Below are 15,160 nucleotides of genomic sequence, written 5' to 3' on the forward strand. Positions count from 1 at the left end.
TTACTCCGCGACTTCTTTCGCGGGCGTGTGCTGTTTGAATTGTTGATCAAACAAAGTGCGGAAACTACCGCTTTTCTTCATCAACTCATCCAGATTGCCTTGCTCAACAATTGCACCATCCTGAACGACGATAATCTTGTCTGCCTCAAGCACAGTCGACAGGCGGTGTGCGATGACGATGACGGTCACGTTTTGGGTCAAGGCATCCAAAGCCTTTTTGACAAGCGTTTCCGATTCAGCATCTAGGGCGCTGGTGGCCTCGTCCAACAGCAGGATCTCTGCGTTGCGCAGAATGGCACGCGCAATGGCTATCCTCTGTTTTTGACCTCCTGACAGGAAGGCTCCGTTTTCACCGACCTGAGTGTCGTATCCGTCCTTCAATTCCATGATGAAATCGTGGGCGTGCGCGGCTTTGGCGGCTTCAAAAACTTCTTCATCTGACGCTTCCGGAGCCGAACAGCGCAAATTGTCCATGATTGACGCCGAAAACAAGAACGTGTCCTGGCCAACGTAAGATATCTTTCGCCGCAGCGAAGCAAAGCTTACGTCTCGCAGATCCTGACCATCAATCTCAACAACACCCTCATCGGGGTCATAAAACCGCATGATAAGCCCGAACAATGTAGATTTACCACCACCGGATTGGCCAACAAGGGCGGTGGTTTTGCCGGCTTCGAACGAAACGTTCATGTTTTCTATCACGGGCACCGCGCCTTGATACCCAAAGGTTACATTGCGCAGGGCAATGTAACCCGGACCGGTGTTTAAGTCGCGGGCTTCGGGGTTTTCAACCATTGTGTCCTGCGAATCGAGCAAGCTGAACAACAACCCGACACCCATCATGTTGGTTTCGATCTGGACGCGCATGCGTGACAGGCGTTTTGCCGGCTCGTAAGCCATCAGCAAGGCCGTAATAAAGGACATAAGCTGCCCGGCTGAAGGTTGCTCAGACCCTGCGATGCCCATCGTGCTGATAATCAGCACGCCCGCAACGGCAAGACCTGCCAGAAACTCCATCAATGGGCTGGCGATTGCCTGAAGCCTGGCAATGTCGTTCGAGCGTTGCTCGACTTTACGGATGGCGGTTTCCATCCGGTCAATCATTCTGTCTTCCAGCGAAAAGACCTTGATGACTTTGATACCCGCCGAAGTTTCCTGCAGCACGCGGATAATTTCGGCCAGCGATTTGAATTCGGCCTGCATGATCGAGCGAACGCTTTTCAGCAAATAGCGCACCCCCAACAGGGCAACAGGACCCACAACAAAGAACATCACCGACAATACTGGTTGCTGATATACCATCACAGCCACCAACCCGACCAAAGTCAGGGCGTCGCGGACAAAGCCGGTCACCAATACATCGATCAAACTTCGCGCCGCTTGCGCACCATTGGTGGTGCGCATCAGCAGATCTGACGACTCATTTGCACTAAAAAAGGATACGCCATGCCGAAGCAGTTTGCGGTACACCTTTTCCTGTTGCTGCGCTACGATCCGGTTGCCCGCGCGTGCCAGAAAAGTGGCCTGAACATACGAGGCAACCGCCTTGGTTAGAAACAGCAGCACAACTGCCAACGCAATCATCTGCGCCCATCCCCGCAGCTCCGGGCTGGTCATTGCGTCAACGATGTATTCCATCATATAAGCCGACCCGGCCGTTGTGACGGCGACCACGATCATTGCCAAAATCGCAACGCCGTATAGGGGGCCTTGAGCATAAAAGCTTTCGCCTACAAGGCGGCCCATATAGCCTGATCGCCATTTTTTCCAGGCGCGCGTTATCATTGCGTTCTCCAAATCGTGAAACGGTGCGCACGTTCAGATACCCTAAATTTTGCCGGGCCAAAAGGGCATATACCGGGCTGCGTCAGTGAGGCTCATGCCAGCTGTTGTTCGTGCGAAGAAGTAGATAGGGGCTGCAATGGGATGAAACAAGTACAATGCGGGCCACGAACCAAAAGCAAGTAATCCGGAGCGCGCGTTTTTTGCGCTTCAAAAGAAAAACAAGATCGCCTGATCATCAGTGCGCGGGCGTCCGCGCGACTGAATCAAGGTCGAAGCTCGGTAAAACTCAGCTTTCGCTCTGCAGATATGCCAACAGGTTTACGATATCTTCGTCTTTTTTCAGACCGCGAAACTGCATCCGATTTCCAGGGAGGAAGCCTTTGGGATCGGCCAGAAATGCAGTCAAGTTTTCCTGTGTCCAAACTATGCCAGAGTTCTGCATAGGAGCGGAATACTTGAAGCCTTCAACCTGGCCCGCTGGCTTGCCAATAACGGCATGCAAGGAAGGGCCGACAGCGTTACTGCCTTCTTTCAGTTTATGGCAGGCGCTGCATTTGCGAAAAACCTTCTTCCCTGCCTTGATGTCTCCTGACGCGGCGGCTGCAACGGCCGCAGTTTCTGCTGCTGGTGTTGCGGCGGTCTGTTTGCTGTCAGAGTGAAAGATCAGCCGGGCCGTGACAGGAACTGTCCGGGTGATGCTCGGTAGGTTTGCCAGTTCCATCAGCTTATCGACACCCGCGTTCACACCAGCATCTTCTGCGCTGAGGAACACCATATCATTGGTGGAAACCAGGACCGAGGATTCGGACAGTCGCGACAAATAGTTCTGTGTCGAAAGTCACATCGGAGCCGGCCAGTGAAAGAACGGATTCTGCGTCTATTGTGGTGGTTTGGCCAATTGACAGCCCGGATACTTCGGCCATGTTGAAGTCAGCCGTCAGCGTTGCCGAACCGGCTTTTCGAAAAACAAATTCAATCATCCGATCGTTTCGGATATCGATATTGGTCTCGACAGATGACAGGTCGATGGTGATTTCAGCGCGACCATCTTGGGTCACATGCCCGCTGACTTTGCTAAATCTGTTAACCTCACCCACAGCGTTTTTCTTTATGGTGCCATAAGCCAAGTGCGAGTTGTCGCTGTCCAAATTCCAAGTGCCGGCAAGAACAGGTGTTGCAACAATCGCCGACGCAATCGTGACTGTTTTCAACAGAAGTTTCATTTCATTCCTCCGAGGTTTATGACAATTTTGCCCAGCGGGCCCGGTCCGTGAGAGACAAACACACACAGGTCGCGAATTATTCGATGAATGCCGAAATGACTTCAGAACAGGCCGTCCGGGATGCGGTTCAGACGCACTCGAAACGCGTCTGGCGGTTTGCGTTGGCATTGTCTGGGGCGTCTGACGTGGCGGATGACCTTTTGCAGGCGACTTGTCTTCGTGCGCTGGAACGTCATCATCAGGTCACGTCGCATAATCGTCTGGACAGCTGGTTGATGACAATCTGTCGGTCTATCTGGCTGAACGAAGTGCGATCGCGCTCGGTTCGTCGGGCGCAGGCATTATCGGTAACGCCAGAAGCAGACCTTGTGGCGAGCGAGCCGGACACAGAAACGAATATTTTCGCTACTGAAGTGTTTACACAAGTGATGCAGCTTCCAGAAGCGCAGCGGGAAACGGTTATGCTTGTGTTCGTCGAAGGGTACAGCTACCGCGAAGCTGCCGCCTTGCTGGAGGTTCCCATCGGTACGATCATGAGCCGGCTCTCGAATGCTCGGCAGAAACTGAAAGCGGTGCTGCAGCCCGATGCGGCGGACACCGCGCGACGGAGTGGCAAATGACGTTTTCCGACGAAACGCTGATTGCGTATCTGGAAGGCACCTTGGATGAGGCTCAGAGCCGCGCTATTGAGGCTGCGGTCGAGACCGACACCACGCTGGAACAACGACTGATGGCGCTGGATCCATTTGCGCCAATTGTTCGTGATGTTTTTGAGAAACTTCCGGCTGAGGCGCCAGCTATCGAGATGCCCGATCCGGTGATGCCAGCTGCGCGCGGCAGTGGTCTGCGCATTGTTGCAGTCGCAGCGAGTGCGGCGATTGCTACCATTGCCGTGACCTTTTGGGCCACTCGACCGGCAGACCTGGGCTGGGCACAGCAAGCTGCGATCTATCAGTCGCTTTACGTGCCCGAGACCATAGCCTCGCTAGACAGTTCAACCAAATCGCTAGACAAGCAATTTGAAATGGCTGAGGCAGAGCTTGGGCGGTCTTTGAACCGTGAAACGCTGGAATCCTTGCCGGGGTTGGAGCTAAAACGGGCGCAGGTTCTGTCCTTCAAAGGCAAGCCTCTGATCCAGGTTGTTTTTGCAGATGAACAAGGTCAGCCCTTTGCATTCTGCGTTTTCCGTCAAGGGCCAGATGCCCCACCGGCTGAGATCAAGCAAGCGGTGCTGAGTGGGTTGGCGACAGCCACATGGGCGCAGGATGGCTACGGGTACATGCTGTTGGGCAATTCGCCGCAGACTGATTTGCAGAATGAGTTGGACGTTCTGACCCGGACCTTTGCTGGCTGATCAGAAACTCTTGGAAAGCCTCTTGTGAACCGGTGCAAATGCCCGAAGAATGCCGGTATGAATTCGAAGAAACCCATGCCGCGTCCGGAGGATGAGGCCGAAGATCTCGGCCCGGCCAGTATTTTTGACGGTGATCCGACCGAAGAAGAGGATTTGTGGTTTTTGCCACCCGATGAGGTGGCGGAGGAGGATTATTTCCCGCCCGGCCCCCGATCTGATCGGCGTTTGTTGTTTGACCCGCGTGAATGGCGGGCAGCGCAGTCAGACCTGTCGGCAGAACTAGCGGATCTGGCGCTGACTTTTGGGGCGCTGGACGAACGGTTACGTGCTGGACCCAAAGGATGGACCCATCGTCTGGCTTTGATGGAGACGTCTGATCTGGGCTGGTGGACCGGCGATCGGGTCAGCGTGGACCGTTTGGCCTTGTGGACTGGTCTGCGCATTGGCGCGACCCACGACGACGTGCAAGCTTTGTTCCGTGCGGGTTGGGCTGTGCGCCGATTAGGCTCGGGCGCTGCTCCTGCAGAAGGGGGATGGGAAAGCGGGCTGACCGCGTTTCTGGACCGTCTGGCACAGGGTTCTGACGCCGCGCCCGAGGCTGTTGTGGATTTGGCGGAAGTTATGCAAAGCGCTGAAGGTTTGCATCCGGTGACGCAATCGGCAATTGCGTTTCATGCATGGCGCGCGATCGCGCAGGGTATTGGACAAGACACAGAGGCCGCCGTGATTGCGGCGCGGCACGCTGCGTCCATGGGACGTGGTGGTGCCCTGTTTATGCCGCTTGCCTTGTCTGGCCCTGGTGCCTTGCGTGGGGCAGGCGAACCGACGGAAAAGTTGGGATCCTGGATACGAGGGGCAGGGCAGGCGGCCCTTGCGGGTCTCTTGCATCTCGACCGGATCAGTGCGTGGGAGGACAAAGCCCGGGACGTCACGCAAGATCTGAGCGGGCGCACGCCACCGCGTCTGATCGAGGTTCTGGCATCGTGGCCGATGGTCTCCGCTCCGTTGGCCGAAGACTTGACCGAAGCGTCCCGCGCGGCGGTTCAGCGCAATTTCGATCTGTTTTGCCGCCGAGGTTTGGTGCGAGAGGTCACGGGGCAAGGGCGTTATCGAGTCTGGACTGCGGCGCTGTAGTCCAGCAGCCAGTCACGAAAGGTGCGGGCGGGTTTGCGCATGGTTGCAAGCGATGGGTAGATCAGGTGGTACGCCTCTTGTCCGGCAACTGCGGTGTCGGGCAAGCACGGCACGAGCCCTGACAATTCTATGATCCGATCTGAAGCAGGCGCGCGGGCAAGCGCAATACCCAGCCCGCTGGCTGACAATTCTGCAGCCATGATCGAGTTATCAGCGAAAAAGTACCGAGCCTGTCCTGCGGGCAAGCGTAGGGTTTCGAACCAATACGGCCAACTTGCCCGGTGCGTTGAGACTTCGATCAATGTGTGCTCCTGCAAGTCTTGTGGGGTTTTGATCTGTGCAGCGATTGCTGGTGGTGCAACAGGGTAAAGAACTTCTCGAACCAGCTCATCACCTTCGGTGCCAAACAGAGCAGGGTTGCCAAAAACAATCTGCAAATCAGTAAATCGATTGGCAAAATCCGAAACGATGTTTCCGGTGGCCAGTGACAAGTTGATATTAGGATGCCCGGCTTGAAATGCTGAAAGGCCCTTGGCCAGGATTCCATGGGCGAAAAGCAACACAGACTGCACATAAAGTCGCTGCTCTCGTGTTTCGCCAAACAGGCCTGTGGTGGCGGTTTCCAGCATCAACAGTGACTGTTGTACCGACGGCAAGTAGGCCCGCCCGGACTCGGTCAGGGTAACGGCATGGGCATGGCGATGGAACATAGGGGTGCCCAGCCGGGTTTCCAGCGCTTTGATCTGTTGACTGACGGCCGCGGCGGACATGTTCAGCTGCACCGCCGCCCGGGCAAAGCTTTCGGTACGCGCGGCCGCCTCAAAGACGCGTAACCAGTTGAGAGAGGGGATACGTGACGACATTTTGAAAGGCTAAGCAAAACTTGCCCTGACCTGCAAGACAAACCGTGCTGAGCCTTGCCCAAGTTGCTCTAGCGTGCTGGCAGCGAACAGCATGAACGAGCCACACCATGACAAAACCAGCCTTGCCTCCGCGTCCCAAGCGCAAAATCTGGAACTTTACACCACAATTGCCAATTCAGACGTCTCCGTACTGGGATTGGCCGATGAAACCCTTGGCTGCGCTGCGCTACCTCCTGCAAAGCTGGAACCCATTGGCGCTGCGCGCGCTTCTGCTGGTCTTTGCCATCATCACCTGGACTTACCTGACCCCATCGCTGGGCCGGATTGAAACCTTCAGCTGGGATTGGGTGGCCGAAATCTGGTTTCGCAATTTTTGTATCTTGATGGTGGTTGCCGGTGGCTTGCACCTGGCACTGTGGAAATTCCGTACGCAACAGGACGAATACCGCTATGACATGCGTCCGATGATGAAGGGCGCAAAGGTCTTTACCTTCAAGAACCAGGTCTGGGACAATATGTTTTGGACCTTAGGCCCGGCGCTGACCTTCTGGACGTTCTGGGAATGCCTGATCCTGTATTCCTACGCCAACGGCTGGATCACCATGATCACATTCGACAGCAATCCGACATGGTTCATCGCGGTTATTATCTTTGTACCGATCTGGGCAGGTTTTCATTTTTATTGGCTACACCGTCTGCTGCATGTCGGCCAGCTTTACACCAAAGTGCACGCTTGGCATCACCGCAACATCAATACTGGCCCGTGGTCCGGCCTTGCTATGCACCCCGTCGAAAGCTTCTTTTTGATGTTCGACACGACGATCTTTTTCCTTCTGCCGTCGCATCCGGTCCACGCCATCTTCCTGCTGTTTCATCACGGCATTGGCGCGCCGACCTCTCATGCCGGATTCGAGCACGTGAAACTTGGTAACAAAGCCAAGTTTCAAGTCGGGGATTTCTTTCACCAGCTGCACCACAGGTTCTTCGATTGCAACTACGGCACCTGGGAAACGCCTTGGGATGAGTGGTTCAACACGTTCCACGACGGCACGGACGAGGGCAACGAAATGGTTAAAGAACGCAGGCGCAAGATCTGGGCGGGCGAGTAAAGCCGCACCAGTCCTTTGCCGAGCCCGAAACGACCCGGCAAAGGACTGGGATTTACATCCAGACGTAACCCCTCATTCTACTGCGAAGCATCAGGGTAAGTTGGCCAAGCTGGTAGGGGCGTCGCAAAAAGTTCTACGACAAGATCGGATAAGCTCAGCGCCCGACCCCGACGTAGGTTTCGAAACCTGCCTTCAGGGTTTTGCTTTCTGAGTAGATATTGCGCAGATCCACCATTCTGGGGGTGCTCATGGCCGCCGCCAAATCGCTAAGGTTCAAAGCCCTGAATTCGTTCCATTCGGTCAGCAGAACCAGCAAATCAGCTCCTTTTGCTGCCGCATAAGGGTCATCGCACCAGTCAACACCAGGCAACAAGGCTTCACCCTCAGATTTACCTTGTGGATCTACAACGCGTACTTTTGCTCCTCCGCCGATCAGGGCGGGGACAATGGACAATGACGGCGCGTCGCGCATGTCATCCGTGTTGGGTTTGAACGTAACACCCAGAACTGCAATGATTTTGCCGTTGAAGCGATCATCACAAGCTTCGCGGATCTTCTCGATCATGCGCTTTTTGACTTCGTCATTCACGCGAATGACGGTTTCCGTAATCTGCATCGGATGCGCGTGATCCTGGCCAATCCGCGCCAGTGCCGCAGTGTCTTTGGGGAAGCACGACCCGCCATAGCCGGGTCCGGCGTGCAGGAACTTGTTGCCAATCCGCCCGTCCAGACCCATGCCTCGGGATACCTCTTTGACATCTGCGCCAACTTTTTCGCACAGGCCCGCGATTTCGTTGATAAAGGTGATCTTGGTCGCCAAGAACGCGTTTGCGGCATATTTGATCATCTCGGCACTTTCCAGATCGGTTGTCAGGATCGGAAAATCTCGTAGATAGAGAGGGCGGTAGATTTCGGCCATCACTTCGGCGGCGCGGTCGTTTTCAACGCCCACGACAACGCGGTCGGGGCGCATAAAATCGTCAATTGCGGCACCTTCGCGCAGAAACTCTGGATTGGACGCGACATCAAAATCCGCCTTTGGATTGGCTGCGGCAACCACCTCTTGTACCTGTCTGTTGGTGCCAACGGGTACAGTCGATTTTGTGACGATCACCGTATAGCCAGTGACGGCATTTGCGATTTCTTCTGCGGCGGCCATGACATAGGTCAGGTCTGCATGGCCATCACCGCGCCGGGTTGGTGTGCCCACCGCAATGAAGACGGCATCTGCTCCATCCACCGCATCTGCCAGATCAGTGGTAAAACTCAATCGGCCAGCGGCCACGTTTTTGGCCATCAAAACATCCAGACCCGGCTCGTAAATCGGAACCCGTCCGGCTTTGAGCATGTCGATCTTTTGGTTTGCCTTGTCGACGCAAATCACATCGTGACCGAAATCCGAAAAGCACACGCCGGACACAAGGCCAACGTAACCGGTTCCGATCATCGCAATACGCATCATTTAATCCCTTTTTACCAATACCTGCCGACAATGTGCAAACAATCGAAGAAATGGGCGCCAAATTCAATGGTTCAAAGAGGCCTCAGGCTGCATCCCATAGAGTCTCGTTGTTTTTGAGGCAATAAGGGTATTGAATTATTTGAGTGCGCGTCGAAGACAAAGATGCCTGTGGTCGCGGATATTCGGGTCAGACAGCACTGATTTCACCGAGATCTCATCGAATAAGGAATATTAATTACATGGGATTAGACGTGCGCTAAGGTATCCATTGCTCAAGATCTTGGCCACAAAGTCGCCGAGCCGAACCAAGGTTAGCATGACACTGCCGGAGCTATCAAAAGCTATGAAGCCTTTGGTTTTGCGACGGTCCTTTGGCAATCGGGACATGGTTCCGAAAATCGGCCGCTTTCGAACCAATAAGGCCAAAAGTGACGTTTTGTTGAAAGAGGACGGTTCAGTTAAATACCAGGGTCGCAAAGATGGCCTTCGTGAACTCACACGTGATTTCCGGAACAGACCAACTTAGACCAATTCGAAAAACAGCCGCCCGATACAAGGGGCGGGCGGCCGATTCTGTCAGTACCAACGCCCGACCGCGATTACTTCGCAGACAGTGCCGAGGAATCTGAAAGGACCGACAGCACTTTGCAGTTAACCTGCGTTGTGTCGGGTGTATCCAAACCGATAAACCGATCAACTGCGCCTCCACTTCCACTCACACAGGGTGTCGCAGCAAAGGCCATGGGAAAATCCCAGGTCAGCGCTGAACTGGCGAACAGAGCACCTTCAGTATTGGTGCAATCAACCGCGGGCAGTGTGAACGTGCAGATCTGGGTCCCATCGGCGAACCGAACGTACTCTCCGTTTGCGTTATGGCCACGTTCGATGACGGCTCCGGTAGGTGTGCCAGTGTTCTCAGAAACCGAGCCCAAAAGGTTACCGGGGCCGTAACCGAAATCTGCTCGCATAAGGCGGCCAGCGGTGGTGTCGGACGCGTCACTTTGGACGGCTGCACCTGTGGCTGCTCCGGTGTTGGGATCAAAGCTCAACGCATCTGTCCAGCTCGCACCGTCGGGGGACACCTTGATGGAAAACCCAGTGCTGCCGGACAGACCCATTTCGGCATGACCTGTCCAGTTCGACTGAAACAGAAGTGATGCAGTATCACCAGAGCTGGCCTTGTTAATTTTTAGCTGATGCCCACTGCCCTCGTGGGTCAGCAAGGTGGCGGGGCTTCGCACTGTGAGGCGGTTTGTTGTGTCCGAAGGTGCCGATACGCCGACGCCATCCAGATTTTGCATGTTAACGGGCACAGGGGCCCAGGCTGTGCCATCCCAAAGTTGAAATTCGCCAGTGCTTTCGTCCCAGGCGCGCCAACCTGAAGACGGGGTCACGAAATGCCACGCATTGTCCAACCAGGCGGCAAGGTCCCCGGCGTGCCCCACCCAGTCACCTGTTGGTGAGGCCCCAACCGCATGAACCTCGCCCTGTTCGGGAACCACTGGCGGTGTATTTGCGTTCGTTGAGCGGACCGTTAATTGCACGATCAGATCAAGCTTTCGCAGAGCCTCGTTGTGAGTGACGTGTTTTTTGCGCCTGTGAGGGTTGCAGAAAGGGAAGGTTCAGTCGGGGTGAGGTTTGTGACACGAGGGTCCTCCTGAAGCTGTCGGCCCGAAAAATCGGTTGCGCGCTACACTGCCGCGAAGCGCGTCAATCCTTTGTGACCGGGCCGACCGTCCGGAAAACCTGTTGTTTACTTTTGATCGTCAAGCCAGGAGAGCCCAGCCAGATTAGATCAGGAGCTTTCGCCAATTACTCGCGGGAATAAATGTCTTCGTAGCGAATGATGTCGTCTTCTCCCAAATAAGCGCCCGTCTGCACTTCGATCAGGACCATAGGAACTTTACCTGGGTTTTCCATCCGATGTGTGGCACCCAATGGGATGTAAACGGATTGGTTTTCACTCACCAGTTGCTCTTTGTCGTCGATGCTGACTTTGGCGGTGCCCTTGACCACAATCCAATGCTCGGATCGATGGTGATGGGACTGAAGGCTCAACGCGGCACCCGGATGGACATGGATCCGCTTGACCTGAAACCTGTCACCGACCACCAGGCTTTCGAACCATCCCCACGGGCGGTGATCTACTGGCAGCGTCTCTGCCTGTTTCGCCCCTTTTTCCTTCAACGTAGTTACGGCTTGTTTTACATCCTGTGCCTTGTCCATACTGGCAACAAGAACCGCATCGGGCATCGCAACCGCTATGACGTTCTCAAGCCCCATCGCCACCACTTCTTGTGTGGGCGATTCTGATCGTATCAGAACGTTTCGGCATTCGATCGCGGTGACGTCACCATTTGTCGCCACGCCATCTTCATTCACATCCGACAGTTCTTGTACAGCGGTCCAGCTTCCGACATCAGACCATCCGGCGGAGAATGGGACCACACTCAGATTTTCCGCTTTCTCCATGACTGCATAGTCGATTGAGATGTCTGCGCTTTCGGCCCAAGCGGCAGGGTCTAACCTCAGGAAACCCAAGTCGGTTTTTGCCTCGGCAACGGCCTTTTGCACAGGTGCGATCAAGCTTCCTGCATGTTGTTGGAATGCTGCCACGATGTCGCGTACCGCAAACAGGAAGATACCCGAATTCCACAAATAGCTGCCGTCTTCCAACATCGACTGTGCGGTGTCAGCGTCCGGTTTTTCGACAAAACAATCCAGCGGAACCGCGCGTTCACTCGAATCCGGTGCGTGACTGAGTTTGAGGTACCCGTACCCCGTTTCCGGACGTGTGGGCGTAATGCCGAACGTCACCAGATCACCACGTTCGCTGACGGCGCGCGCGCCTTCGGCGACCGCCTTGTGGAACGCGGTCTTGTCTGGAATCACATGATCTGACGGAGCCACAAGCATGATCGCGTCCGGGTTGCGGGATGCAAGATAGAGGGCAGCAGCCAGAATAGCAGGGGCTGTGTTGCGCCCTTCTGGTTCAATCAGAATTGGTCCGGGGTCAATGCCAACTTCGGCCAGTTGTTCCGGAACGATAAAGCGAAAAGCTTCATTCGTCAGAACGAGCGGCTTTGCATATGGCGCTTCTGATGGCCCAAGCATGCGTTCTGCGCAATCTTGTAGAAGTGTGGTTTCTCCCACCAACGGAACAAACTGCTTGGGATAACTCTTGCGCGACAGAGGCCATAAACGTGTCCCCGATCCTCCGCAAAGAATGACAGGATGAACTGTAATCGTCACTGCGTTTGCCTTTGAACTGGTAACCACTGACTGTACTTCATTAATCGTACTCGGTGAAATGGATTTTAACTATTGGGCTGCTTTTCCGGTGGCGACAATATCATTCAGGTATTGACTCAGGTCATCGCGCAAATCGGCACGGGCAAGCGCAAAAGCTACCGTGGCTTGCAAAAAGCCCGATTTTGAACCGCAATCAAAGCGCTGACCGTCAAATTTGTAACCAAATACAGGGACCCCATCTGCAATGTCCTCGGCTATGGCGTCAGTCAACTGAATTTCACCGCCACTTCCGGTCTTCATCGCATTCAGGTTGTTCAGCACAGATGGGCGCAGAACGTAGCGGCCTATAACTGCCAGGTTAGAGGGGGCTTCGTTCGGCTCGGGTTTTTCGACCATACCTCTGGCCGGGATGACAGGACCGATGCTGTCGCCAACATCCAAAACCCCGTAAGAGCTGGTTTTTTCCGGCGAAACTTCCATAGCCGCGACCATGTTGCCACCGGTTTCCTCGTAGGCTTCAATCATTTGTTGAAGGCACGGCTTGTCTGCAGCGATTACATCGTCAGGCAGCATGACGGCAAAGGGTTCATCCCCAATCAGGCGGCGGGCGCACCAAACGGCGTGCCCAAGACCCAAGGCCTTGTGCTGACGTATATAGGCAATCGCGCCGCTTTCCATGTTCGTCTTGTCCAGGATTTCAAGCAACTTGTCTTTTTTCTTGGCCCTAAGTTCCTGCTCCAACACCAGGTTGTGGTCGAAATAGTCTTCGAGCGCAGATTTGCCGCGCGAGGTGACAAAAATAAACTCCTTAATGCCTGCCGCACGTGCTTCATCGATTGCGTACTGCACCAATGGGCGATCCACCAAAGTCATGATCTCTTTTGGGACCGACTTGGTTGCGGGCAAAAACCGCGTTCCCATACCTGCAACTGGAAAAATCGCTTTGGTGACCTTGCGTGTCATGGTGCCTCTCAATTTCAATATTCAGCCGGAAAACGGATTTAATCTGACATCTTCTCATAGGCTGCGTAACCCGATCAATCAATGATACCCGATGGCCTGGGTGGCAATTGGTCAAATCGTGCCACCTTGTCCGGCTGCTGTCAAAAGCACGCTCTGCAATCTTGGCTGTGTACCCGCATGATAGTTGACGCCTTTTAAAGAATTATAACAGTGATCCGGATTCGCATGCTGTGAAGTGGTTACGGTTGAAGTTCAGCCGGTCCAAGCCCGAGTTTGGGCTATCTGGCAACAGTTGGGTATCGCTTCAGCCATCCGAAAAAGCTAGGCTCACTGGGGTGTATCTTATTCAAAAATATATGCTTTTTTGTGCACGTTTTCCGGTTTGTTCATGCGGTGATAAAAATTGTGTGAGCCACATCTTTCCGACGCATCCGGGGATGATGAAAAGGGGTCAAGACAAATCAAGGGCAGGGTTTTGAGACTGTTCTTGAGGAAAAGTGTTTTTATAAGGAGCGGACGCCTGTTCCCACACTTCTGTTCTGAAATCAGCAACAATTCACTCAAAAGACCTCCAATGGACGTGACCCGGGTATGAAACCTGTGCGCGCTGGGGTTTCGCAGGCTGACCGGCGTGGCAGGTTTGGTGTTGGCCCAAGCGACAACTCAAGATTTGAGAACACCCTCAGGGGGTCAGTTGTGCCTTCATCGCAGGTTCCGGAAAGCAAGTTGGCGCAAAGCCTGAAGTCATTTGCCACCGGCCAATCGAGCGGCGTGTTTTGAACCCCGGCAAACCATCGGCACCGCCAACGTCATGGCCCATTTTCTCGAGGGTCCGCTGCATTGCGGCGATGTCAGAACGGTACAGCCCACCGACTGGACCCCATTGCCCCACAAAATCGTCGACACCGAATTGAATGCGGTCTCCAACATGGCCAACGAACAGAGCGTAAAGATCGCTTTTGTTGTATTCTTTGAGCACATAGAAATTTGGTGTAACCAGAAAGGCCGGTCCATGGCGTCCAGCTGGCATCATCAGATAGCCGAGGCCGTCACGCTCATGGTCCGGAAAGGGCCTGCCTGAAATCCGGCGTATCCCCATTTTTTCCCATTCGTGAATGGGTCGGCCCTGATCGGGCCCTTCCAAAGCGCAGGACACATTCGCGGGAACGGAAACTTCGAAACCCCAGTCTCGACTGCTTAGCCATCCATGTTGGTCCAAATAATGGCCGATGGACGCAATTGTGTCAGCGGGCGATCCCCAGATGTCAGCCCGGCCGTCCCCGTCGCCGTCTCTTGCATAGGTCAAATAATTGGATGGCATGAATTGTGGCTGACCCAATGCACCCGCCCAGCTACTTTTCATGTCTTGGGCAGGTAAATAACCAGCCTCGGCTATTTGAAGGGCCGCAATCAACTCGTTTGTAAAATACTCGGCACGCGTGCTCATGAATGCTTTGGTCGATAGAACGCGAAACGCGTCGTGGCGGATGGGCACCTGTCCGTACCCGCTCTCTCTGCCCCAGATTGCCAGGATTATGCGGCCGGGCACACCGGTTTCGCGCTCGACCGAGGCAAGTATTGCGGAATGCTGTTTTGCCATCTTGCGCCCAACCGAGGTGGCACCCTGAACGGATCCTGAGTTGAAGTACCGCCCAGGCGAGCCGAATTCGGCCTGTTTCTGATTTTTTTGTGTCTTGGCCTTTCGTCCGGGCGGGACCAGATCTGGCAGTTTCCAGTTCAGGGTCACGCCAGAAAACGCCTGTTGCATCGTATCCCGTGAAACCCCTTTGGAACGCGCTTTTGGCCAGACCACCTCTTGCAACCAGGTTTGGAATTGACGTTCAACTTCAGCGCGATCCTGAGCCAGCGCAGCTTGCGAAGTCAAAATAAGACCTATGATTGCAAGTATTTTGTGTATCAAAACCAAGTTGCGTCCCTGTTTTGGCCGGGGCTCGACTGATGCGGTTTTCCATTGATGCCCAAGGTTGAATGAAAGTCTTACCTGGCAATCTGCA

At 54.5% G+C, this 15,160-nt stretch carries 13 protein-coding genes; 4 read left to right on the forward strand and 9 right to left on the reverse strand.

Features of this window, described 5'->3' with window-relative positions; genetic code table 11:
• From GOV85_RS07840 to GOV85_RS07850, 3 genes are all read right to left on the reverse strand, one after another.
• Nucleotides 1–1,746, reverse strand: a complete 1,746-nt coding sequence (locus tag GOV85_RS07840) for an ABC transporter ATP-binding protein (RefSeq protein WP_254442970.1) — start codon at nucleotides 1,744–1,746, stop codon at nucleotides 1–3.
• A gap of 325 nt (nucleotides 1,747–2,071) precedes the next feature.
• On the reverse strand, nucleotides 2,072–2,605 hold the full coding sequence (locus tag GOV85_RS07845) for a cytochrome c family protein (protein WP_254442971.1): 534 nt from the start codon (nucleotides 2,603–2,605) through the stop codon (nucleotides 2,072–2,074).
• Nucleotides 2,562–3,008, reverse strand: a complete 447-nt coding sequence (locus tag GOV85_RS07850) for a YceI family protein (protein ID WP_171176282.1) — start codon at nucleotides 3,006–3,008, stop codon at nucleotides 2,562–2,564. Before GOV85_RS07850 ends, GOV85_RS07845 begins: the two co-directional genes overlap by 44 nt.
• A gap of 47 nt (nucleotides 3,009–3,055) precedes the next feature.
• Between GOV85_RS07850 and GOV85_RS07855 the strand changes: the two genes are divergently transcribed.
• The 3 genes from GOV85_RS07855 to GOV85_RS07865 all read left to right on the forward strand — a co-directional run bounded on the left by GOV85_RS07855 (nucleotide 3,056) and on the right by GOV85_RS07865 (nucleotide 5,496).
• Nucleotides 3,056–3,628 (forward strand): RNA polymerase sigma factor, encoded by a 573-nt coding sequence (locus tag GOV85_RS07855; RefSeq protein ID WP_371813578.1) that lies wholly within the window; start codon nucleotides 3,056–3,058, stop codon nucleotides 3,626–3,628.
• Entirely contained in the window at nucleotides 3,625–4,362 is a 738-nt protein-coding gene (locus GOV85_RS07860; protein WP_171176720.1) for a hypothetical protein, read from the forward strand. Before GOV85_RS07855 ends, GOV85_RS07860 begins: the two co-directional genes overlap by 4 nt.
• A 75-nt stretch (nucleotides 4,363–4,437) precedes the next feature.
• Nucleotides 4,438–5,496: a helix-turn-helix domain-containing protein gene (locus GOV85_RS07865; protein WP_254442972.1), complete on the forward strand. Its 1,059-nt coding sequence runs from the start codon at nucleotides 4,438–4,440 to the stop codon at nucleotides 5,494–5,496.
• On the opposite strand, the gene GOV85_RS07870 is transcribed toward GOV85_RS07865, so the two are convergent.
• Nucleotides 5,469–6,359 carry a LysR substrate-binding domain-containing protein gene (locus tag GOV85_RS07870; protein WP_171176724.1) on the reverse strand — a complete coding sequence of 297 codons (891 nt, stop codon included), beginning with the start codon at nucleotides 6,357–6,359 and terminating at the stop codon, nucleotides 5,469–5,471. The genes GOV85_RS07865 and GOV85_RS07870 overlap by 28 nt on opposite strands.
• A 107-nt stretch (nucleotides 6,360–6,466) precedes the next feature.
• Between GOV85_RS07870 and GOV85_RS07875 the strand changes: the two genes are divergently transcribed.
• The gene (locus tag GOV85_RS07875) at nucleotides 6,467–7,468 is read left to right on the forward strand and encodes a sterol desaturase family protein (protein ID WP_171176726.1); all 1,002 of its coding nucleotides are present in this window, start codon (nucleotides 6,467–6,469) and stop codon (nucleotides 7,466–7,468) included.
• A 154-nt stretch (nucleotides 7,469–7,622) separates the two neighbouring features.
• On the opposite strand, the gene GOV85_RS07880 is transcribed toward GOV85_RS07875, so the two are convergent.
• From GOV85_RS07880 to GOV85_RS07900, 5 genes are all read right to left on the reverse strand, one after another.
• On the reverse strand, nucleotides 7,623–8,927 hold the full coding sequence (locus GOV85_RS07880; protein ID WP_171177291.1) for a UDP-glucose/GDP-mannose dehydrogenase family protein: 1,305 nt from the start codon (nucleotides 8,925–8,927) through the stop codon (nucleotides 7,623–7,625).
• Between the two features lie 602 nt (nucleotides 8,928–9,529).
• Nucleotides 9,530–10,474, reverse strand: a complete 945-nt coding sequence (locus GOV85_RS07885) for a DUF2793 domain-containing protein (protein ID WP_371813579.1) — start codon at nucleotides 10,472–10,474, stop codon at nucleotides 9,530–9,532.
• Between the two features lie 268 nt (nucleotides 10,475–10,742).
• On the reverse strand, nucleotides 10,743–12,182 hold the full coding sequence (locus tag GOV85_RS07890) for a mannose-1-phosphate guanylyltransferase/mannose-6-phosphate isomerase (RefSeq protein WP_171176728.1): 1,440 nt from the start codon (nucleotides 12,180–12,182) through the stop codon (nucleotides 10,743–10,745).
• A 69-nt stretch (nucleotides 12,183–12,251) separates the two neighbouring features.
• Nucleotides 12,252–13,145: a UTP--glucose-1-phosphate uridylyltransferase GalU gene (gene galU, locus GOV85_RS07895; protein WP_171176729.1), complete on the reverse strand. Its 894-nt coding sequence runs from the start codon at nucleotides 13,143–13,145 to the stop codon at nucleotides 12,252–12,254.
• A 682-nt stretch (nucleotides 13,146–13,827) separates the two neighbouring features.
• Complete coding sequence (locus tag GOV85_RS07900) at nucleotides 13,828–15,030, reverse strand: lytic murein transglycosylase (RefSeq protein ID WP_254442973.1); 1,203 nt, start codon at nucleotides 15,028–15,030, stop codon at nucleotides 13,828–13,830.
• Nucleotides 15,031–15,160 lie beyond the last annotated feature (130 nt).

This window comes from Ruegeria sp. HKCCA4633 (assembly GCF_013034605.1).
Taxonomy (GTDB): domain Bacteria; phylum Pseudomonadota; class Alphaproteobacteria; order Rhodobacterales; family Rhodobacteraceae; genus Ruegeria.